At 70.0% G+C, this 20,685-nt stretch carries 19 protein-coding genes and 1 tRNA gene; 13 read left to right on the top strand and 7 right to left on the bottom strand.

From position 1 onward, the window contains the following. The first annotated feature begins 52 nt into the window (after positions 1–52). From J2X63_RS02280 to J2X63_RS02330, 11 genes are all read left to right on the top strand, one after another. A tRNA-Pro gene (locus J2X63_RS02280) sits at positions 53–129 on the top strand. Between the two features lie 220 nt (positions 130–349). Then, on the top strand, positions 350–1,423 hold the full coding sequence (locus J2X63_RS02285) for a glycosyltransferase (RefSeq protein ID WP_309973463.1): 1,074 nt from the start codon (positions 350–352) through the stop codon (positions 1,421–1,423). A gap of 11 nt (positions 1,424–1,434) precedes the next feature. Continuing rightward, positions 1,435–2,931, top strand: a complete 1,497-nt coding sequence (locus tag J2X63_RS02290) for a lipopolysaccharide biosynthesis protein (RefSeq protein WP_309973465.1) — start codon at positions 1,435–1,437, stop codon at positions 2,929–2,931. Then, the gene (locus J2X63_RS02295; RefSeq protein ID WP_309973467.1) at positions 2,928–4,187 is read left to right on the top strand and encodes a polysaccharide pyruvyl transferase family protein; all 1,260 of its coding nucleotides are present in this window, start codon (positions 2,928–2,930) and stop codon (positions 4,185–4,187) included. The genes J2X63_RS02290 and J2X63_RS02295 overlap by 4 nt, the downstream gene beginning before the upstream one ends. 46 nt (positions 4,188–4,233) lie before the next feature. After that, a complete protein-coding gene (locus tag J2X63_RS02300) occupies positions 4,234–4,683 on the top strand; it encodes a DapH/DapD/GlmU-related protein (RefSeq protein ID WP_309973469.1) in 450 nt (149 codons plus the stop codon). Beyond that, complete coding sequence (locus tag J2X63_RS02305; protein WP_309973471.1) at positions 4,680–5,681, top strand: glycosyltransferase family 2 protein; 1,002 nt, start codon at positions 4,680–4,682, stop codon at positions 5,679–5,681. Before J2X63_RS02300 ends, J2X63_RS02305 begins: the two co-directional genes overlap by 4 nt. A 210-nt stretch (positions 5,682–5,891) precedes the next feature. Continuing rightward, on the top strand, positions 5,892–6,986 hold the full coding sequence (locus tag J2X63_RS02310; RefSeq protein ID WP_309973473.1) for an acyltransferase: 1,095 nt from the start codon (positions 5,892–5,894) through the stop codon (positions 6,984–6,986). A 54-nt stretch (positions 6,987–7,040) separates the two neighbouring features. Beyond that, complete coding sequence (locus tag J2X63_RS02315) at positions 7,041–8,051, top strand: glycosyltransferase (RefSeq protein WP_309973475.1); 1,011 nt, start codon at positions 7,041–7,043, stop codon at positions 8,049–8,051. Then, the gene (locus tag J2X63_RS02320) at positions 8,048–9,133 is read left to right on the top strand and encodes a polysaccharide pyruvyl transferase family protein (protein ID WP_309973477.1); all 1,086 of its coding nucleotides are present in this window, start codon (positions 8,048–8,050) and stop codon (positions 9,131–9,133) included. The genes J2X63_RS02315 and J2X63_RS02320 overlap by 4 nt, the downstream gene beginning before the upstream one ends. Next, positions 9,133–10,176: a glycosyltransferase family 4 protein gene (locus J2X63_RS02325; protein ID WP_309973479.1), complete on the top strand. Its 1,044-nt coding sequence runs from the start codon at positions 9,133–9,135 to the stop codon at positions 10,174–10,176. The genes J2X63_RS02320 and J2X63_RS02325 overlap by 1 nt, the downstream gene beginning before the upstream one ends. Next, positions 10,157–10,792: a YdcF family protein gene (locus J2X63_RS02330; protein WP_309973481.1), complete on the top strand. Its 636-nt coding sequence runs from the start codon at positions 10,157–10,159 to the stop codon at positions 10,790–10,792. Before J2X63_RS02325 ends, J2X63_RS02330 begins: the two co-directional genes overlap by 20 nt. Here J2X63_RS02330 and J2X63_RS02335 read toward each other — a convergent pair. From J2X63_RS02335 to J2X63_RS02350, 4 genes are all read right to left on the bottom strand, one after another. Then, positions 10,764–11,957 carry an acyltransferase family protein gene (locus tag J2X63_RS02335; RefSeq protein WP_309973483.1) on the bottom strand — a complete coding sequence of 398 codons (1,194 nt, stop codon included), beginning with the start codon at positions 11,955–11,957 and terminating at the stop codon, positions 10,764–10,766. The two genes, J2X63_RS02330 and J2X63_RS02335, sit on opposite strands and share 29 nt — an antisense overlap. Before the next feature lie 12 nt (positions 11,958–11,969). After that, positions 11,970–13,457, bottom strand: a complete 1,488-nt coding sequence (locus J2X63_RS02340; protein WP_309973486.1) for a hypothetical protein — start codon at positions 13,455–13,457, stop codon at positions 11,970–11,972. A gap of 36 nt (positions 13,458–13,493) precedes the next feature. Continuing rightward, complete coding sequence (locus J2X63_RS02345) at positions 13,494–14,816, bottom strand: cellulose synthase operon protein YhjQ/BcsQ (RefSeq protein ID WP_309973488.1); 1,323 nt, start codon at positions 14,814–14,816, stop codon at positions 13,494–13,496. Positions 14,817–14,976: 160 nt separating this feature from the next. Continuing rightward, complete coding sequence (locus tag J2X63_RS02350) at positions 14,977–15,858, bottom strand: alpha/beta hydrolase (protein WP_309973491.1); 882 nt, start codon at positions 15,856–15,858, stop codon at positions 14,977–14,979. A 294-nt stretch (positions 15,859–16,152) separates the two neighbouring features. Between J2X63_RS02350 and J2X63_RS02355 the strand changes: the two genes are divergently transcribed. Together J2X63_RS02355 and J2X63_RS02360 are read left to right on the top strand one after the other, a co-directional pair. After that, a complete protein-coding gene (locus tag J2X63_RS02355) occupies positions 16,153–17,628 on the top strand; it encodes a sugar transferase (RefSeq protein ID WP_309973493.1) in 1,476 nt (491 codons plus the stop codon). A 131-nt stretch (positions 17,629–17,759) separates the two neighbouring features. Continuing rightward, positions 17,760–17,948, top strand: a complete 189-nt coding sequence (locus tag J2X63_RS02360; RefSeq protein WP_309973495.1) for a hypothetical protein — start codon at positions 17,760–17,762, stop codon at positions 17,946–17,948. 12 nt (positions 17,949–17,960) lie between these two features. On the opposite strand, the gene J2X63_RS02365 is transcribed toward J2X63_RS02360, so the two are convergent. From J2X63_RS02365 to J2X63_RS02375, 3 genes are all read right to left on the bottom strand, one after another. Next, positions 17,961–19,013 carry a glycosyltransferase gene (locus J2X63_RS02365; protein ID WP_309973497.1) on the bottom strand — a complete coding sequence of 351 codons (1,053 nt, stop codon included), beginning with the start codon at positions 19,011–19,013 and terminating at the stop codon, positions 17,961–17,963. A 9-nt stretch (positions 19,014–19,022) separates the two neighbouring features. Next, the gene (locus J2X63_RS02370) at positions 19,023–19,964 is read right to left on the bottom strand and encodes a glycosyltransferase (protein WP_309973499.1); all 942 of its coding nucleotides are present in this window, start codon (positions 19,962–19,964) and stop codon (positions 19,023–19,025) included. A 145-nt stretch (positions 19,965–20,109) separates the two neighbouring features. Beyond that, positions 20,110–20,649 carry a CHAP domain-containing protein gene (locus tag J2X63_RS02375; protein ID WP_309973501.1) on the bottom strand — a complete coding sequence of 180 codons (540 nt, stop codon included), beginning with the start codon at positions 20,647–20,649 and terminating at the stop codon, positions 20,110–20,112. Between the last annotated feature and the right edge of the window lie 36 nt (positions 20,650–20,685).

The raw sequence follows: 20,685 nt of genomic DNA on the forward strand, positions 1-20,685 counted from the left end.
TCGGTCGTCCCGGTTTTATCCGCTATCCTTGTGGAGGCCCGCGAGGGCCGACCGGGGTGTGGCGCAGCTTGGTAGCGCGCGTCGTTCGGGACGACGAGGTCGCAGGTTCAAATCCTGTCACCCCGACCAACTCTCATCGCAGATCCCGACGAAATCCCCCCTCCATCGGAGGGGGGATTTCGCGTTCCTCCGCCACACGGACACCCCCATGCCGTTGCGTTTCGAGCCGGTTACATGTGGGTGTCGATCTGCGCAACTCCCCGCCTCCAGCGCGACCCGCCGTTATATCGTGACGGCAGAGGATCAGCGTGGTTCCCGTCCGGAAACCTCGAACCTGGAGCCGCCGCGCATGACCTCTCCTGATCTCACCCACACCCTCGACGGACCCGACCTCGCCGCGGCCTCGTCCACCGACGGGCCCGATCTGGTCGTGCTGCACAGCCTCCGGGCGCCCGACGGGACGACGAAGTACGTCGACCACATGGTCGATGGCGCCAGCGACCACGTGTCCATCAAGTTCTTCTCGTGGCGCACCGCGCTGACCGGCTCCTACGACGTGTTCCACGTGCACTGGCCAGAGCTGCTCATCAGGGACCGGAAGCCCGCCCGCCGCCTGCTCAAGCGCCGGATGCTCGATGCGCTGATCCTCCGCGCCAGGCTGACCGGCACGCCCATCGTCTGGACGGCGCACAACGTCGATCCGCACGAGCAGGGTTCTCCTGCCGAATCGCGGTCGCTCCGTCGACTGCGTCATGCGATCACGTTGGCCATCCGCCTGAATCCGACGACGGAGCTGCCCGCTGGGATGGATGCCGTCACGATCCCGCACGGGCACTACAAGGACCAGTTCGCGAAGTACCCGCATCGCGACGCGGTGCCGGGCCGGGTGCTGTACTTCGGCATCATCCGGCCGTACAAGGGCGTCGACGTGCTCATGGACGCATTCCGCGAGATCGGCGATCCGACGCTCCAGCTGCGGATCGTCGGCGACCCCCACGCGGGCCAGGCGGAGATCGTCGAGGCCGCGATGGCCGGCGACGAGCGGATCACGGCCCTCCTCCGCTTCGTCAGCGACGAAGAGCTCGTCGACGAGATCACCTCGTCGTCGCTGGTCGTGCTGCCCTACCGGGAGAAGATGCACAATTCGGGCGTCGTCCTCGTGGCCCTCTCGCTCGGCCGCCCGGTGCTGGTCCCGGCCTCGCCCACGAACCGGGCGCTTCGCGACGAGGTCGGCGAGGAGTGGATCATCCAGTACGAGGGAGGGCTCACGCCCGAGATCCTCACGAGTGCGCTGCAGGACGTGGCCTCGCGATCGCACACCTCCGAACCGGCCCTGAGCGATCGCGACTGGAAGCACGTCGGCGAGCTCCACCACCGTGCCTACGTGCAGGCTCGCGAGTCGCGCCGCACGCGGGTGCGCTGAGACGGGTCGGCATGTCGCCGAGCCTGGGCGCATCCGCCTCCCGCGGCGCCGCAGTGACGCTCAGCGGGCAACTGGTCCGCGTGCTGATCCAGCTGTGCGGGATCGTCATCCTCGCGCGCCTGCTGACCCCGGCCGACTACGGCCTCGTCGCAATGGTGACGGCCATCGTGGGCGTCGCGGAGATCTTCCGCGACTTCGGGCTGTCCGCCGCGGCCGTGCAGGCGAAGACGCTCTCCCTGCACCAGCGCGACAACCTGTTCTGGACGAACACCGCGATCGGCCTGGTGCTGTCGCTGACCGTCCTCGCGACATCGGGACTCATCGCGGGCCTCTACGACGATCCGCGACTGCAGAGCATCACCGCAGTGCTCTCGGTGACGTTCCTCCTCAACGGCATCTCGACGCAGTACCGGGCCGACCTCAATCGCAACCTCTCGTTCTTCCGGCTGTCGCTCGCCGAGATCGGCGGGCAGGCGGCGGGCGTCGCCAGCGGCATCGTGCTGGCGGTGCTGGGGTTCGGGTACTGGGCGCTCGTCGCGCAGCAGGTCGTGCAGGCGGGGCTCACCGTCGTGCTGCTCGTGGCCTTCGCGCGCTGGATCCCTGGCTGGATCCATCGCGGGGAGTCGATCCGTTCCTTCATCGGCTTCGGGGCGAGCCTCTTCGGCTCCCAGCTGCTCGGATATGCCGCCCGGAACGCCGACAGCGTCGTCATCGGCGCCCGGTTCGGGCCGGTCGACCTCGGCCTGTACAACCGGGCGTTCCAGCTGATGATGCTGCCGCTGCTGCAGATCAACGCTCCGTCCACGCGCGTCGCGCTCCCGGTGCTGTCCCGGCTCCAGGACCAGCGGGAGCGGTTCGCGGCCTTCATCAGCTTCGGCCAGGTGGCGATGCTCACGATCATCGGGGTCGCGTTCGCGTACCTCGGCGCGCAGGCCGGTTCGGTCATCGCCGTCGCCCTGGGCGACCAATGGGTGGATGCGACGCCGATCTTCCAGATCCTGCTCGTCGCCGGCTTCTTCCAGGCCGCGAACTACGCGGCGTACTGGGTGTTCCTCGCCAAGGGCCTCGCGCGCTCCAACTTCCTGTACGCGCTCGCGACGCGTCCCGCGATGGTCGTGCTCATCGTCATCGGGTCGGCGTGGGGCGTCTACGGCGTCGCGATCGCCTACACCGTGTCGCTGGCGCTGTCCTGGCCGGTCGCGTTGATCTGGATCTCCAAGGTGTCGGATGCCCCGGCCGGGCAGTTGTTCCGAAACGGGCTGCGGTCGCTCGTCGTCTTCGGCATCGCCGCGGGCGTGTCGTTCGCGTCGACCGTCGCGTTGCCCGAGGACGCCTACGTCATCCGTCTGGCGGTCGGACTGGCGGCGCTGGTCGTCTCGATCTCCCTGCTCGCGCTCGTGTGGCCGACCTTCCGCCGAGATCTCATCGCACTCGCCGGCGCCCGCCGGTACTTCGCGCGTACGCGAGGCGCGGGCCCGGATGCCGCCACACAAGGAGGAGAATCATGATTCGTCGCGCTGTCCGCAAGATCCGGCGAACATTCGATGAGGCGGTGCTCGCCACCGGTCTCGGCGCGCGCAGCGATCGGAGGAACGTCGCCCGGTGGGCGGAAGGACGGGGCGGCGACGCGGCAGGTCCGCACGTCGTCATCACGGCACCGGGCGGTGGAAACATCGGAGACCAGGCGCTGTTCGAGGCATTTGTGGAGTCCACCTCGGGCCCTGTCGTCGCCGTCACGAGCTCGGCCGACAGCGTGGAGGTGCCGGCGGCGCTGGCCGAACGCGTCGTCGTGCTCGTGCTCCCCGAGCTCGTGTACGGCCGAGGCACGGCACGCCGACCGGAGCTGGAACGGTTCGCACGAACGGTCGCCGGGGCGGCCAGCCTCTCGGTCATCGGGGCCGACATCATGGATGGCCGGTACAGCCTCCGCGCATCCGTGAACCGGTCGAACGTGGCGGCAGCGGTCGCCGCGCTGGGCATCGACACGCGGATCGTCGGGTTCAGCTGGAACGGCAGCGCCCGGGTGGCCGCCCGTCGGGCGCTCGTGTCGGCGAGCACGAACGGCGTGGTCCCGATGCTGCGGGATCCGGTCTCCGCACGCCGCGCCGCAGCCGACGGCGTCCGGAACATCCGCGAGACGGCCGACATCGTGTTCGCCGCAGACACCGTCGACACGTCATCGACCTCCTTCGTGGCCGGCGTCACGAAGCCGATCGCGCTCGTGAACGTCAGCGGCCTGATCTCCCGCACCTTCAGCCAGGACGACGAGTTCGCGCTGATCATCGGGCACCTTCGCACGACCGGGCACCACGTGATCCTCCTCCCCCACGTGTCCAGGCCGAAAGGCGACGACCTCCTCGCATGCCAGTCGGTGTACGAGCGGGTCGGCGCCGAGGACGTGACGTTCGTCCGCGAGCTTCTCACTCCGGCGCAGATCCGCGGTCTGACCTCCATCGCCTCGATCACGATCACGGGCCGCATGCACCTCGCCATCATGACGTTGTGGAACGCCAAGCCGGCCATCACGCTCGCGACCCAGGGCAAGGTGGAGGGCTTGATGGCGCTCATCGGCGCGCCCGAACTGTGCGTCGTTCCCCGTGCGGGATTCGGCGCCGACGTCGTGGCCGCGATCGACGCGACGATCCGTGCGGACTCCCCGGCGAGGCGCTCCATCGCCGATGCGCTGCCCCGCGTGAAAGAGCTCGCCCGGCGGAACCTCGAAGGACTGCGCACCGGACACGCGGTCGTCGAGGAGGTGAGGTGACGTGGCAGGCACGGCGCGAGGTGCGCTCGCGAGTTCCATCGGCGGCATGGCCCTGTGGGGACCCCGTTCGCGTCGACGCATCCTGTCGGCCTTCGGCGTCCGGATGGCGCGCTCGGTGCGCGTCTATCCGTACATCAAGTTCCTCGGCGGCGTGGACCACCTCGTCGTGGGTGAGCGCGTGTTCCTCAACGCCAACGTCCTGATCGGGTCGGGCGCGCCCATCACCATCGGCGACGGCGTGTCGATCGGGCCGAGCGTGCAGCTGCTCCCCACGAGCCATGAGATCGGCCCGTCGAACGCACGTGCGGGCTCGAACGTCTCGGCGCCGATCGTCGTCGGCGACGGCAGCTGGATCGGGGCGGGTGTCACGGTGCTCGGCGGCGTGACGATCGGTCGAGGCGCGGTGATCGCGGCAGGCGCCGTCGTCAGCAAGGACTGCGAGGCCGATTCCGTCTACGGCGGTGTCCCCGCCCGACTCATCCGGAGGATCGAATGAGCGACTCGAGACCCGAGGACGCCTCCGCGGTGGATGCCACCATCATCGTTCCGGCGTTCAACGTCGAGGACTACCTCGAGACGGCGCTGCGGCGGCTGGTCGAGCAGACGCATCCGTCATTCGAGGTCGTCGTCATCGACGATGCGTCGACGGATGCCACGGGGACGATCGGTCGCGAGTTCGCCGGTTCGCATCCTCGCGTCCGGTACCTGCAGCAGTCCCTGAACGAGGGCGTCGCCGCCGCCCGCGAGCGAGGCGTGCGCGAGGCTCGGGGCGAGTTCGTCTGGTTCGTGGACGCCGACGACGACTGGCCCGCCGATGCGCTGGCGACCCTCGTCGCCGCTGCCCGCCGGCACCGTGCCGACGTGGTCTGCGCGGGAGCGGAGTACCTACTCGTCGACGGGACGCGGAAGCCGGTCGGCGCCCTCGGCGCTCCGAGGGAGCTCGGCGCCAGGTCGGCGTTCCTCGGGTTCCTCCGCGGCGACCTCACCGGGCATCTCTGGAACAAGCTGTTCCGGCGTGACCTGCTCGGCACGATCGACTTCACCCGCTCGCGCCAGCATTCCGACCAGGCGATGGTGGCCCAGGCCATCGCGCATGCGGGCGTCGTCGCGCTGATCGACGTGGACGTCTACACGTACAAGCTGAGGCAGGGGTCGATCATCCGATCGGGCAGCCGTCGCGCGGAGTCGCTGGCGACGGTCTCGTCGGTGGTGCGCGCCACGGCGGCAAGCCTGGACCCTGCGCTCCTCGAGAGCCCGGACTTCCGCTACTACACGGCGCGCTTCGACGTGCTCTCCCGGATGAAGGACGCCGCGTCACCGGCGTACGGAACCGACGAGTCCGGACGCCTCGTCCGTGAGATCAGGAAGTCGCTCACGGCGCCGGTGCTCTGGTCGACGGTGCGCAAACGGGACTTCAAGCGGTTCGCCCTCCTGACCGCCGCACGCGTGAGCATGCCGGCGTTCCGGGTCGGGATCCGTCGCGGAGGTGCATGACGGTGGCGCGGATCGCGAGGGCACGCCTGGCGTGCAGCCAGTGTTTACACAGCCGACTCACGCCGGTAAGACCGCGTCACTACCGTGAGAACTGCAATCACTGCCGGACCCGGGGGGCGACTTCGATGGGGACTCGGCAGACCCGATGGAGTGGCCAGGCACCCGGCCTGTGCAGTCGGGGCGGCTGTCTCCCCGTGATTGGACGAGACGATGAGCTCAAAGACTCCCCAACCCATCTACGAACGCGGGAACATCGGCCGGAAGGCCTGGGTCGACTTCGCCAAGGGCGTCGCGATCCTGATGGTCGTGTACTACCACTCGGCCCTCTACCTCTCACACGTCGGCGTCGGCGGAACGGTGGGCGTGCTGAAGGCGGTCGGCGAGCTCTACGCGATGCCGGTGTTCTTCCTCATCGCCGGCCTGATGAACTTCCGGACCTCCACCTGGACGTTCGGCCAGACCTGGCGTCGGCGACTGTGGCCGATCCTCTACATCTACATCCTCTGGTCGGTCATCCGTGCGGTGTTCTACCTGGTGGTCCCCGGAATCAACGGGGAGCTCGGAGAGCTCTCGGCGACGAGTCCCCTGAGCCTCGCGCTCATCCTGGTCTGGCCGAGCAGCAGCTACTGGTTCATGTACGCGCTGTTCCTCTTCACCCTCCTGGCGTGGCTGCTGCGACGCGTTCCACGCTGGCTGCAGGTGGGCGCGCTCGCGCTGGTGTCGACGCTCGTGACGACCGGGCTCCTCTCCGCGCAGAACATCGGATGGAATCGCATCCTGGCGCTCGCGGTCTTCTTCGTGGCGGGGACGGTGTACGCGAAGCAGGTCAACGCGCTGATCGACCGGGCGGGGTCGGTGGCACTGCTCGGAGCGATCCTCGCGTTCGTGGTCTCGTGCGGTGCGCTCGTCGTCCTGCACCTGCGGTTCGTCCCGCTCGTGGTGCTGGCCGGCCAGGTATCGGCGGTCGCGGTCGGGATCTTCGCCTCGAAGTACCTCGTCCGATTGCGACCATTGCGGTTCGTCAGCCCGCTCGGCAAGCAGAGCCTGCAGATCTACCTGTTCCACCTGTACATCATCGTGCCGGTCACGGGCCTGATCGGACTCCTCTACCCGGATTGGCCACGACCGGTCAACGTCGTGGTGCAGTTCGCGCTCGTCGCGTTCACCGTCCTCATGTCGCTGCTGCTCGCTCGCCTCACGCAACGTGCTCGCTGGCTGCTGGTCCCGCCGTCGCTGCCCCGCGCATCGGCTCGTTCCACCGACCCATCTGGCGACGTCCGCAAGGCGGCGCGCGACCTGACGTGAGTCGCGGAATCCGACCGGGTCGTGCGTCGGCCTCCCGCCGGGAAGGGGCGACGCATGCCTAGGACACTCGAACTGGCCCCGACCACCGAGCGACGGCTGCTGCTCGCGGCGTCGACGGGCGGCCACCTCGCCCAACTGGTGCGGCTGGCGCCGGGGCTCGGCGCGTCCGACGAGTCCCTCTGGGTCACGTTCGACTCGCTGCAGGAGAAGTCGCTGCTCGCGGGCCGGAACGTGCTCCACGTGCCGTACGTCGGGCCGCGCGACTACGTCGCGCTCTATGCGGCGTGGCGGCGCATCTCATCCGAACTCAAGGGCCAGCGCTTCGACGCGGCGGTGAGCACAGGCTCCGCGCTCGCGCTCGCCGCCCTCCCGGCCGCTCGCCTGGCCGGCATGCCGGCCCTGTACATCGAGAGCGTCTCCCGAGTCGACGGACCATCGCTCTCCGGGCGGGTCCTCGCGATGTCGCGGCTCGCCGAGATGCGGACCCAGCACGCGACCTGGTCGAACGGGCGTTGGAAGGTGCATCCGAGCGTCCTGAACGACTACGTGAGCGGCCGGCGGGCGATCGACACGCGGCGCCCGCTGAAGATCTTCATCACGCTCGGCACCATCAAGGGTTTCGCGTTCGATGCGCTCGTCGACCGCATCCTCGACCTGGGCATCGCGAATGAGGACACGGTGTGGCAGTTGGGGAGCACACCGCCCCGACGCGACCTCCCCGGAACGGTGCGGTCCTTCGTCGACGCGGCCGAGTTCGAGGCCTATGCGCTGGACGCGGACGTCGTCATCACCCACGCCGGAGTGGGAACGATCCTCGGGCTCATCGACCTCGGGATCTACCCGCTCGCGGTGGTGCGACGAAAGCGCCGCGGCGAGCACGTGGACGATCACCAGCAGCAGATCGCCGGCATGCTCAACGATCTCGACATCGGCAGGGGCGCCGAGGTCGATGACCTGGACCGCGGCGTCATCGAGTCGGCCGCCCGCCGATGGACCAGCGTCCGCGACCGGACCGTGACCGCAGAACGCTCCGACGCGAGCCGCACGAGTGGAGAACGAGCATGAGCCAGGCGCAGATCTTCGTCCCGGGTGTCGGGCAGTACGAGAACATCGGCGACATCATCCTGCGTCGCCAGCTCATCGCGTGGCTGCGGCCGCTCGGCCGGCTCCACGTCTACGTGGGTCCATCGCCCGCCGGCTACGCGACCGCGCTCGGCGTCGGGGACGATGACGTCGTCTACCGCTCGTTCGGAGCCTGGTATCGCGCCGGACTTCGATCGGCCGCCCGGGGGGACGGGTCGTACGTGTTCAAGCCCGGCGAGATCCAGCTCACTCTCGTCGGCATGAAGGAACACCTGAGCATGCTCCCCATGGCCGGCCTGATGCGGGCACGGGGCGGGCGAGTAGCCAGGATCGGCGCCGGCTCACGGAACTTCGCACCCCTGCCGAGGCTCCTGATCACCCCGTCGATCATGCTCTCCCAGTTGACGGCATGGCGGGACGTGAAGACCGTCGAGTACCTCGGACGCGGCGAGCTCATGCCCGACCTCGCCTTCGCCGAGGGTCCCGACGACTTCGACCACTCGGGCACGAGGGACACCATCGTCGTGTCGATGCGCGTCGACCGCCCCCTCCCCACGACGGAGTGGATCAGGGGCATCCGCTCGTTCGCCGACGCGAACGGCCTGCGCATCGTCGTCGCCACCCAGGTGCTCCCGGACAGCCCTCGATCGATCTGGCTCGCCGATCGACTCGGTGCGGAGCTGCAGGACTGGGACGGGACGGATCACGAGGGCCAGGAGCTCGCGCTGCGGGAGACGTATCGCAGGACGGCGCTCGCGGTCAGCGACCGCATGCACGTGCTCATCGCCGCGTACACCGAGGGCGCGGTTCCGATCGCACTCCTCGTCGACCGGTCGGACAAGATCGACCGGCACTTCCAGGCGGCCGGCATCCAGGACGTGTCGGTGGCCACCGACGGCATGGATGCGGCCGGCATCGAGGAGCGTCTCGGCGACGTCCTCTCCCGCCGGGCGGAGATGATGGCGGCGCTGGCCACGGCCAAGGCCGACCTGGAGACGGTGCGCAGCGAGCTCGCCCGTCTCCTGACCGACGACCGGACGCCCGTCCTGGCGGAGGCGCGCTGATGACCGGGGACCGCAGCTCCACGATCCTCGGGCACGACCTGGTGGCGTGGCACGTCGGTCGGCGCGGCGAGGTGGCCGGCGGCATGACCCAGGTCGTCAACGCCTACACCGCCTGGGATTTCGAGTCCTTCGACATCCGCGTGATCCCGTCGCGCGACGGGAGCCGCGGCCTCAGGGCGTACCTGCTCTTCCTGCGCGCCGTCGTGGCGGTGCGGAGGCTTCGAGACCCCGAGCGGAACCTCGTCGTGGTGCACCTCTCGCAGGGGGGCTCCTTCGTGCGCGAAGGCTATCTGCTCCGCCTGGCCAGCCGCCGCGGCTTCGCCACGATCGCCCACCTCCACGGAAGCAGCTTCGTCGACTACGCGAACGCGACTCCCGAACGCGTCGGCCCGGTGCTTCACGCCGCCTCGCGGGTCTTCGTGCTGAGCGAGGCGACCCGCGCCGCCGTCGCCGGCTTCATCCCGGAGGAACGGATCGAGATCGTACCCAACGCGGTGGCGTCCGCACCCGCCGCGGAGAAGCATCCGCGGATCGTCTTCGGCGGCAAGGTGTCGACGAGGAAGGGCGTCGACGTCCTCGTCGACGCCTGGCGGGCGCTCGAGCCCGACGGCACCTGGCACCTCGAGATCGCGGGTCCGGTCGCCGAACCCGAGCTCGTGCCGGGCGACCTCCCGCATGCCACCGTGTTCGGCTCGCTCCCGCACGCCGAGCTCCTCGCCCTGCTCGACTCGGCGGCGGTCGCCGTGCTGCCGTCGCGTGACGAGGCCATGCCGATGTTCATCCTCGAGGCGATGGCCCGGGATGCCTGCGTGATCGCCACCGACGTCGGCGGCATTCCCGCGGTGCTCGGCGACGGAGCCGGGATCCTCGTCCCCGCCGGTGACGTCGAGGCCCTGCGCAGGGCGCTCGCCAGCGTGATGACCTCGGAGCCGACGCGGCGCCGCGTGGTCGAACGCGCACAGCGGACGTTCGCCGAGCACTACTCGGCCTCGGCGCTCTACCCCCGACTCGAGCGGCTGTGGCGTGACGCCCTCGACCGCTGAGGCCGCTGAGCCCGTTGCGGCAACCGGGGCCGCCCGCCCCCGGACCGCCGCGAGGCGCCTACGCCGTGCCGTCGGCGCGGCGGCCATCACCATCGGGGCGCTCGTCGTCGCGTTCATCCTGGTCGGGCTTCCCCTGTACGTCTTCCCTGCGGTCGATGCGGTGCCGGCCCAGGCCGACGTGGCCTACGTGATCGGCCCGCCGACGCCCGCGCGGATCGCGCTCGCGCGCGAGCTCATCGAGACGGGCGCGGCCGACGAGATGCTGATCTCGGTCCCCGGCGACGCCCTCGCCGAGGGCACGCCGTCGCGTGGCCGTTTCAGCGCGTGCAACCTTCCGGGGGGCGACGTGCTGTGCCGGGCGCCCGACCCCGCCACCACGCAGGGCGAGGCGCGGCTCCTCGCCGAGACGGCACAGGAGCAGGGCTGGGACAGTGCCATCGTCATCACGATGACGCCGCACGTATCGCGTGCTCGCATGATCATCGACCGGTGCTTCGACGGTGAGCTGACCATGCGGGCCGTCTCCGACCAGCCGTCGGGACTGGGCGGCTGGGTGCACCAGTACCTCTACCAGAGCGGCGCGTTCATCAAGGCCCTGGCCGCACCCGGCTGCTGATCGGCCCTGCGCCGCTGAGCAGGCCGGTTCCCGGGGCGGCGGAACCGGTCATCAGGAAGCGCAGCACGGACACGCAGTTGACGAGCTCATAGACGATACCGGCGACCAGCGCCGTCAGGATCACGGTGAGGACGAAGCCGACGAGCGAGGGAACCCCCGCACCGATGAAGAGGAGCGCGAAGCCCAGCACGAGCGGCTGGTGCACGAGGTAGACGACGAGTGACGAGTCGACCAGCCAGTCGACGATGCGCGACCGCTCGCGGAAGACCCGCGTCGCCACCTTGAACGCGAGCGCGGCCCAGACGAGCCCGGCGACGGGCCAGAGCACGGCCTGGGTCACGAGCGCCGCAGGCGCATCGGATGCCCCGGCCAGCGCCATGCCGATGAAGTACGCCGCAGTGACGAGGCCGAGGACGAGCAAGGGCGTCCTGCCGAGCCGCATGAACCGCTCCAGGTACGCGGGGCGGAAGGCGAGGACGAGACCGGTGAGGAAGGCCGGTGCATAGATGACGAGATTGCGGGAGACGAGGTTCGAGAGCAGGCCCGCGATGCCACCGGCCGTCCACACCGCGAGGCCGAGGACGACGATCGCCGACGACGCGGCGAGGTAGGCGAGGAGGCCGAACCGCCAGCCCGCCAGGCGGCCGGTGATCGTGGCCGTCGCTCGAGCGACGTGCCGGCGGATGGGCGGCACGAAGAGCAGCGCGAGCACGCCCGAGTAGAGGAGCAGCACGACCAGGAACCAGAGGTGCATCGTCCAGTAGGAGCCGGGATGCGACCACTGCGCGACCATGAAGTCCCAGATCGAGCGACCACCGGCGCCTCGCGATGCCGCGATGATGGCCCACTGGATGGGGCTGAGCACCGCGATGCCGAAGAGGAGCGGGATCCCGAGTCGCTGCAGTCGTCCGGCGTACCAGCGACGGGGACCCCGCCTGCGGACGACCATGAGCGCGAAGAAGCCGGCCACGATGAAGAACGTGGGCATCCGCCAGATGTGGAGGAACTCGGCGAAGGCGATGAGGAGTGGCGAGGGGGCGTCAGCGCCGACGAGCCAGGGCAGCCCCGAGAACGCGAGCGCCGAGTGGTAGGGGATGCCGAGCACCATGAGCGACGCCCGGAGCCCGTCGAGGTAGTGCAGCCGGGGCGGCGATGCGGCGGTCACGATCGGCCGCGCTCACTCGACGAGCGCCGCACGTCGAACCGCCGTCTGCCTCGGGATCGCGGCCGATCGAGGAAGGCGGAGTTCGGGGAAGCGGGCGCTGTCACGGAAGGAGGCGATCATGCCGGCCGCCGCGAAGACGAACGGGTAGGAGGGTGCCGACACGAACACCGGTGCCGCCACGGACTCGATCAGGAGCACCAGCAGCCAGCCGATGCCCGTCACCCGCAGCCATTTGACCAGCGTCGGTTCGGCGGCCGAGGTCGGCCTGCAGAGGGAGACGAAGATCGCGACGATCCCCGCGGCGAAGAACGCGGCGCCGAGCCATCCGCTCTCGCCCAGGATGGCAGGCCATTGCGTGTCGTTCAGGAACATCCCGGCGTCCCCGCGCCCCAGCCCGTAGATGTGGGTGAACCCGAGCTCCACGTACTCGGGCGAATACGTCGAGCCGGCCGTGTAGCTGCCGTACCTGCCGAAGCCCGCACCGAGCGGGAAGTAGTGAGCGGCGACCGACAGGGAGCCGAGCGTCAGTGCCGAGCGCGCCGAATCCTGCACGACGTAGACCTCGAAGTCGCCGGCGATCAGCTCGTAGAGCGGCGGCACGATCACGACCCCGATGAGGGGCACCACGCAGATCACGGCGACCCACATGACGGGGCGTCCGTATCGCAGCAGGAGGAGGCCCGCCGTCGCCCCCAGGCCGATGATCGTCTTGACCTGGAACGTGAGCACCGCGAGCCCGCCGGTGACGAGCAGCAGGATCGCGTTCCCCACGGATGCCCGCACGATGAGCCCGTAGGAGATGAGCGCGATGGCCAGCACCGCGCAGAATCGGCTGAAGGCCGCCGGATGCTGGAAGGGTCCGCTCAGCGCCGGCACCCCCATGACCGCGGTGACCGGTGCGTCTCCGGAGATCAGCGACGACCAGACTCCGGGTGCGACGAGGTTGATCACGCCGGTCAAGGCGAAGAAGATGACCGCGACCGCTCCGATCTTGGCGAGGAGCTGGAGGTCGCGCACGGTCCACCGCAGCTGGGCGAGCGCGAAGGCGAAGATCAGGCCCTTCAGGATGAGGAGCATCGCCTCGCTCATCGTGCCGAAGGCGACGCGGTTGGCGACGCCGCTGAGCACGCCCATGGCGATGAAGAGGCCGAACCACGGCAAGCCCGGGAGGTACACGAGACGCCGGTCGGTCACGAACCGCCACGTGCTGAAGCTCGCGAATGCGAGGAGCACGACCGCTTCGTCCGCGTAGCTGCCCGCAGCCCCGAGCGCCGATTGGATCGGGCTGGTCAAGACGATGGTCACCACGGCCAGCAGCGCGAACAGCTTCGGGAGGAACACCGCCACGACGAGCAGGACGAGCCCCGCGACCACCGCGAACGGGATCACGGGGTCGATCCAGCCGAGCGCCGCGATCACCGCCGCGGCACCCACCCCGGCGACGGACCATGCCGTCGTGCGGACACCCGGCGACAGCCAGGACGATGCATCGGTTCTCACGTTCACTCCCCCAGGGGGTTCACCGTCGCGTCTCGCTCAGGCCCGCGCGTCGGGGCCGGACGTGGGGACGTCGTCGAACACCACGCCGAACAGGGTGCTGTCGACGCCGCGCACGTTCGCCTCCGCGTTGCGGAGCCGCGACGCACGGGTCCTCCCGGCCCGCACCACCATCACGAATCCGGTCGCGACGGCCGCGAGCTCACTGGCGTCGGCCACGTCTCCCGCCGATCCGGCATCGAGGATCACGATGTCGCACTGCTTCGACAGTGCACGCACGAGCTCGTGCATCCGGGCGGATCCCAGCAGTTCGCTGGACCCGGCGCCCACCTTGCCGGCGGGGAGCACGTCGAGCCCGGGCGCGACGGTGGCCAGCTCGACGGCCGCGACCGGCGCCGAGCCCATGAGCACGGCATCGAGCCCGCCCTCGGCCGAGATGCCGAAGAGCGATGCGAGCCGCGGGGCGCGCAGGTTGGCATCGACGAGCGTCACCCGCGTGCCGTCCTCGGCGAGCGCGAGCGCGACGCTCGCGGCGACCGTGGTCTTGCCCTCCCGGCCCGCAGGGGAAGTGAAGGCGACCACGGGCTGCGGTCCGGCCAGCAGGTGCTTGAGCTGGAGGCGGACGAGCCGGACGGCTTCACCGAATCCCTTGCGCTCCATGGCCGTCACGATGGACGCGCGTGCCCGGCCTCGCACGCGTGGGATGGTGCCGAGCACGTTCGCACCCGTCGCCCTCCTGAGGTCCCGGCCGTTGCGCACGCGGGTGTTCGAGACCTCGCGGAGCACGACGAGCAGCAGCGCGAGCACGAGCCCGGCGGCGAACGCGATGGCGACGACGACGATCGGAGGCAGGCTGCTCGGATCCTCCGGCGGCTCGGCCTGCTGCACGACGCGCCCGGCGATCGTGCCGGGGACGCCGACGCCGGCGGCCGGATCGCTGATGACCGCCACGAAGTTCGCTGCGAGGGCGTCGGCGAGGGCCGCCGCACTCGCGGCGTCCTCGCCCTCCGCGGTGATCGTGAGGATGGCGGTCCCCTCCACCGGCGTCGCGCTGATGTCCTCGGCGAGCTCGACCGGCGTGCTGTCGAGCGCCAGCTGGTCGATCGTGGGCTGGAGCACGAGCGGGGTGGAGACCAGCGCCGTGTAGGTGCCCATCTGCTGGATGACCAGGTTGTTGCCCTGCACCTGTTCCTGCGGGGCGGCCGTGACCGTCACCGCACTCAGCATCACCTTGCTCTCGGCGGTGTACGTCGGCGCGCTGGTCGACGCGACGAGCCAGCCGATGACGGACGCGGCGAGCACCGTGACGACGATGAGGACCCAGTTCCTGCCGATCGTGCGCACGACCTCGGTGAATTCCACTCCTCGGCCTCCGTTCGGCTCGGTGGGTCGAAACTCGTCGTTCGCGCTCCCGCGACCCGCGACCGCCGATGATGCGGTCGTGAGGAGGAGCGAGGACGGTTCGATCAGGGTGCTGGTTCCCGCGTGATTCTGGGACGTTACGGACATGGCGTTCGCCTTTCTACAGGTGCTCGGCGAGGAACTCGACGAGGCGGGAACGAACTTCGCTGGTCAGCAGCTGGACGCCGTGGGCGGCGTCTGCTCCGATGGTCAACTCGACGGGGATCCCGGCGGCCTCGAGCGCGTCGTGCATCGCCTGGGCCTGCTCGACCGGGACGAGCTCGGCCGACCCGTTCACCAGGAACATCGGCGGGTCGGAGGGATCGACGTTGAGCAGGGCGGACGCGGTCGCCGCCTGCGGGCACTTCGCGGCCGTGGGGTCGGTGCAGCCGAGGTAGTTGAGCGCCATCGCGGCGGCTTCGGGGCTGGGGACGCCGAGTTGGAGCGCCGCCTCGGTCAGGAGCGACACTCCTGAGAGGGACACGACGGCGCCCACCCGGCTGCCCTCGTCGGTCGGCCCGGTGCCGGAGGTCGCGTAGGTCTGCGCGAGGATGGCCCCGGCCGAGCTGCCGAGCAGGCCGATCTTCGCCGGATCGAGGCCGAATCGCTCGACCTGTTCGGGCGCCCGGAGCCAATCCACGGCATGGGCGACGTCGTCGAGCTGGCTGGGGAAGACGTAGTCGGGCGCAAGCCGGTAGTCGATCGAGATGCCGGCCATGCCGCTGTGCGCCATGAGCTCGCAGAGTGCGCGCATGCCCCCGCCGACGCGGTCCCCCTCGGTGAAGCCCCCGCCGTGCAACAGGATGACGGCGGCGACGGGCGCCTCCGTCACCGGCAGGCAGGCATCGGCCATGAGCGTGGCGTCGCCGTCGCTCCAGTACGGGAGCGCCTCGACGATCTCGATGTCGGCGCTGCGGGCGGGTGTCGGTGCCCGTTCCTGGCCGGCTGCACTCGCGCATCCCGCGAACGTCACCGTGAAGGCGGCCGCGACGAGGCTCGCCACGACACGTGACGGGGTCCGCCGGCGGGCGGGAGTCCTCGTCCCGGGCGGTGCCGAGGCGTCTGCGAAGCGCGTGGATCGGGTCATTGGTTCCTTACCGGTCGGGCCCGGGATCTCGTCCCGGTCAGCCTGTGCGCGGAGGAAGCCACACTGCTCCAAGGCACCCCTCTGGGTGCCCCTCCATCTTCACCCGGTCGGGTTGAGCCCACGTGACGAGTATGTAAATTCCGGCTACGCGATCTAGTACTGCGCCCGCCCGCCTCTCTACATTGATGAGCAATCGAGGGGGAGAAACTCTTGACTCAAGCCATTCAGACCGAGATGGCGAGGAGTTCGAGGGGGACGCGGTCGGCGAGCTGGGAACAGCGCTACGGCCGGATGCTCGTCTCCACCGATCTTCTTGTCATCACCGTGTGCGTCTTCGGCGCACTGCTGCTCGGTGGGGTACCGAGGCAGTTCGCGACCGCGGAGTTCGTCGGCATACCGGCCGCCGTGGTGTTCGGCGTGCTGGTGATCGTCACGTGGTCGCTCGCGCTGTCGATCGTGGGCAGCCGTTCGCCGCGGGTCGTGGGTTCGGGTGCACTCGAATACCGTCGGGTGCTGCACATCACCATCCTCATGGTGTGCGCGCTCGGCCTCCTCGTCTACGTGCTCGCGTTCGACGGCCTCCGCGGCTTCCTGCTCCTCGCGCTTCCCCTCGGCCTCGTCGGCCTGCTCGCGAGCCGATGGACCTGGCGCCAGTGGCTCGCACGTCGTCGTCGCGCTGGCCAGATGTCGAGCCGCGTGCTGCTCGTCGGATCTCAGGACTCGATCGCGGCGACCGCGCGCGACCTCGCCCGGTCGCCGCAGGCGGGCCTCCGCGTCGTGGGCGCCTGCACGTCGAACGGCCTCGTCGCCGGGGTGATCCCCGGTACGGACATCCCCGTCTCGGGCTCGCTCGATCGGCTGAACGAGGCCCTCGAGGCCGTCGACGCCGACACGGTCGTGATCACCAGCTCGAACGAGCTGTCGCGCGAGCGCGTCCGGGAGCTGAGCTGGTCGCTCGAGCCGGGCCGGCAGCACCTCATCGTCGCGCCGAGCCTCACGGACATCGGCGGTCCGCGACTGCACACCAGGCCGGTCGCGGGGCTCCCCCTCATCCACGTCGAGACGCCGCGGTACGACGGAGGCAAGCTCCACGCCAAGCGCGTGTTCGACTTCGTCGGCTCCGGGCTGCTGATCGCCGTGCTGTCGCCGGTGCTCATCGGCATCGCCATGGTCATCCGCTTGAGCACGCCCGGCACGGTCATCTTCCGGCAGAAGCGCATCGGACTCCGCGGTGAGGAGTTCGAGATGCTGAAGTTCCGCTCCATGTACGAGGACGCCGAGGATCGTCTCGCCGAACTGGCGCGCCATGAGGGCGAGGCGGGCAACTCGATCATGTTCAAGATGCGGGACGACCCGCGGGTGACCCCGATCGGGAAGATCCTCCGGCGTTACAGCCTCGACGAACTGCCGCAGTTGTTCAACGTGTTCTTCGGCAGCATGTCGATCGTCGGGCCGCGGCCACCGCTGCCCCGAGAGGTCGAGCAGTACGCCGAGCACGTGCACCGGCGATTCCTGGTCAAGCCGGGCATCACCGGCCTGTGGCAGGTCAGCGGGCGCTCCAACCTCGACTGGGACGAGACCGTGCGACTCGACCTGTTCTACGTCGAGAACTGGACCACGACGGGCGACCTGATCATCCTCTGGAAGACGCTCCGCGCGGTCGTCGCCAGCGACGGCGCCTACTGACCCCTCCGCGCCCGCGGGGCTGGGTGCAGAACTGGACCCTCGCATCCGGAGCCGATTCGAGTACCATGAGCCTCACCACCGGCCGATCGTGGGCCGGTTGGGCAATCTCTTGGACTCGAGGAGGAGCCAGGGTGGATCCCATCGCCATCACCATCGTCGCCGTCGTCGCCGCCTGGGTCGCCGTGGCCGTGATCGTCGCACTGCTGATCGGTCGCGTCGTGCGCCGTGCCGACGCCCAGGAGGGCGGCGTGCGTGAGCCCGGCCTGGCCGCGGCCTCGCCGAACGCGAACGGACACGACCGCGGTCCCGTCCTGCACTGACGCCACGAAGGGTCAGCGGCGCACGCCCACGGTCTCTCCAACGACGCCGGTCGACGCCGTCTGCGTCCTCGCCAGGTCGTACGCGGCGCGCAGCGACGCCGACATCGCATCGTGGCTCGAACTGCGCACCACCTCACGACCTGCCCGCACGACCTCGTGCCGATAGGACTCGTCGTCGAAGAACGCGTCGACCGACGCCGCCATCTCCGCGTCGGTGCCGCCGGCGAGCGCGTAGCCGAGCGACGCCATGCTGGGGATGCTCCGAGCGAGCACCGGGACGTCGAGGGCGGCTGCTTCGATCGTCGAGACCGGACCGCCCTCCCATGCCGCCGTGTGCAGGTACAGCGCCGCCCTGCGCAGCCAGGCCTGGACCTCCTCGGGAGGCAGCCAACCGGTGACCTGCACCCCGGCCGACTGGAGCTCCGTGCGACTGGCAGCGTCGCCGTCGCCGATCCACACGAACGTGCCGCGGTGGGCGAGCCGCGCGACCGCGGCGAAGCGCTCGGGCGCCTTCTGCGGTGACAGGCGGCCGACCATCACCACGATGTCGCGGTCGGCTGCAGCACGTGTGACGTGGGCGAACGGCGTCGGGTTGTGGGCGACCTCGACCGGGTTGCGGCGATTGAGTCGCAGGCTCAGCTCCGCCTCCCGCGGGCTCACTGCCACGATGACCTGCCGGCGCCGGGCGAGCAGGCGCTCGATCGCCTCGTACGACCAGCGCTCGGGCGCCGAGACATCCGTTCGCTCCAGGGCGTAGCAGTGCGGCGAGTAGACGATGCCGGGCCCCGAACCGAGCACCGCGCGCGCGGCTCCGCCGACGCTCGAGTGCAGGTGGATCACGTCGGGCGACTCCTCGCGCACCTTCTGCCGCATGCGCGAGAAGAACCCGACCAGACCACCGCGGTAGCCCTCATGCGCGATCGCATCGGGCAGCCCATGGGTTCCCTGACCATCACGGGCTCGCGAGAAGAGGGAGTGCTCCGCCTCGGGCACCCCTCTGACGTAGTTGACGATGGCGCTCTGGACTCCTCCGCCGAGCGCTTCGGTCACGTGCAGCACGCGCATGGCGGGGCCTCAGGCGAGCGCGACGGGGGCGAGGTCGGCTGCACGCTTCACAGCCCACCGACGGTTCTCCTCGAGATCCTCGATCGTGATCTCGTCGGCTTCGCGCACGAGCGCCAGCCCCGCGCGATCGACGTAGGCCGCCAGGTCGTCCTGGTGGCCGTCGACGTGCTCGCCGTGCGCGGCGCGTCGTGGCACGACGATCGGCCGCTTCCCGAGGCTCAGTGCGGTGAGGATGGAGCCCGTGCCCGCGTGGGAGATGACGAGATCCGCCTCGGCGATCTCCTCCTTCAGCCGCTCGGCGGGGAGGCTCCGCACCGTCTCGATTCCCAGGTCGGAGACATCCGACGGCCCGACCTGCCAGAGCACCGACCACTCGGGCGGGAGCACGGCGTGCAGTCGCCGGATGAGGCGCTCGAACCCGTAGTGGGCGTTGCCGCCCACGCTCACGACGACCCGCGGCGTGGAGCCGGTCTCGGGCACCACCGGAACGACCTCGAAGCCCTCGAAGACCGAGATGGCGTAGGCCCAGCGGTCGTTCTCGGCGAACGGGTACTGCACGTATCGCTTCACGCCCGGCACGCGATCGAGGAGCCGGCCGGTGGCCGACAGCTCTCGGACCCGGGTTCCGCTCTCGATGTACGAGAACGGCACCCGCGCGACCTTCGCCGCGAGCATGGCCGAGATCGCCATCTGCGCTCCGGTGCTGTAGACCCGTGCGACCTGCTCGGCACGGAACCGCGGACGCAGGGCGTGGAAGTCGTTGAGGATGCCGAGGTAGTCGCGCGGTGCGCGGTTCGGCAGGGTGATGACGCGCTCCCCGGCGAGGAGCGAGGCGCTCTGGGCCGTGGCATCCGTCACCCAGACGACGTCGTCGCCCTGGGCGATTCGAGGCCGCAGCAGGTGCAGCTGCGTCAGATGGCCGCCGCTCGTCGCCACCAACATCGTCGTCATGTCGTCCCCTTCGCATGGTGCGTGATGTTCGACGACGACGTTGTCGATGTGTTCCGGTGTCCCCCATCCTGCGATCGGCCGATGGGCGGCACAAGCGAGGGTTGCCCGGTTTAACCTGTTCTTAATCCGCCCTTCTCATTCGGTGTCATCGACGGCGTCCCCCGCCCGTGCGGTAGTCGGGCGTGGCGAAGACGACGCGATCCGACCAGGGTTCCGAGAACCGCCGCACGAACGTGAACTCCGACGGGAGCTCGCCCGGCACGTCACCCTCGATGGTCTGGGCGGCCCCGCCGCGCATCGAGGTGACGATCCCGACATGGTCGATCTCCGCGTCCCCACCCGGGCTGTAGAAGACGAGGGATCCGGGCTCGGGGCGGACGTGCGTCCGCCCGGCGATGCGGTGGTGCGCGAACAGTTCGTGCGGCGACGCGATCGTCGGAAGCCCATGGTCACGCAGGAGCCACGAGGCGAAGAGCGCGCTCCAGCCGAAGGCGCTGGGCGCCATCCACGGGCTGCCGTCCAGCCGCATCCCGGCCGCTCCCTCGGCCTCCGCGATCACCCTCGCAACTGCGGAACCGCCGGCCGCAGCCACGGCGACGTCGGGAGACGCAGCCAGGCGTGAACCGGTGCGGACCGCATCGGCCACGATCGGCACGGCGAGCGCCGCCGCGCCGAGTGCCAGCACCGTCCGTCGGCTGACCCCGGGAGGCGCCGCCGCCCC

It is taken from the genome of Agromyces sp. 3263 (assembly GCF_031456545.1).
In the GTDB taxonomy this organism is placed as follows: domain Bacteria; phylum Actinomycetota; class Actinomycetes; order Actinomycetales; family Microbacteriaceae; genus Agromyces.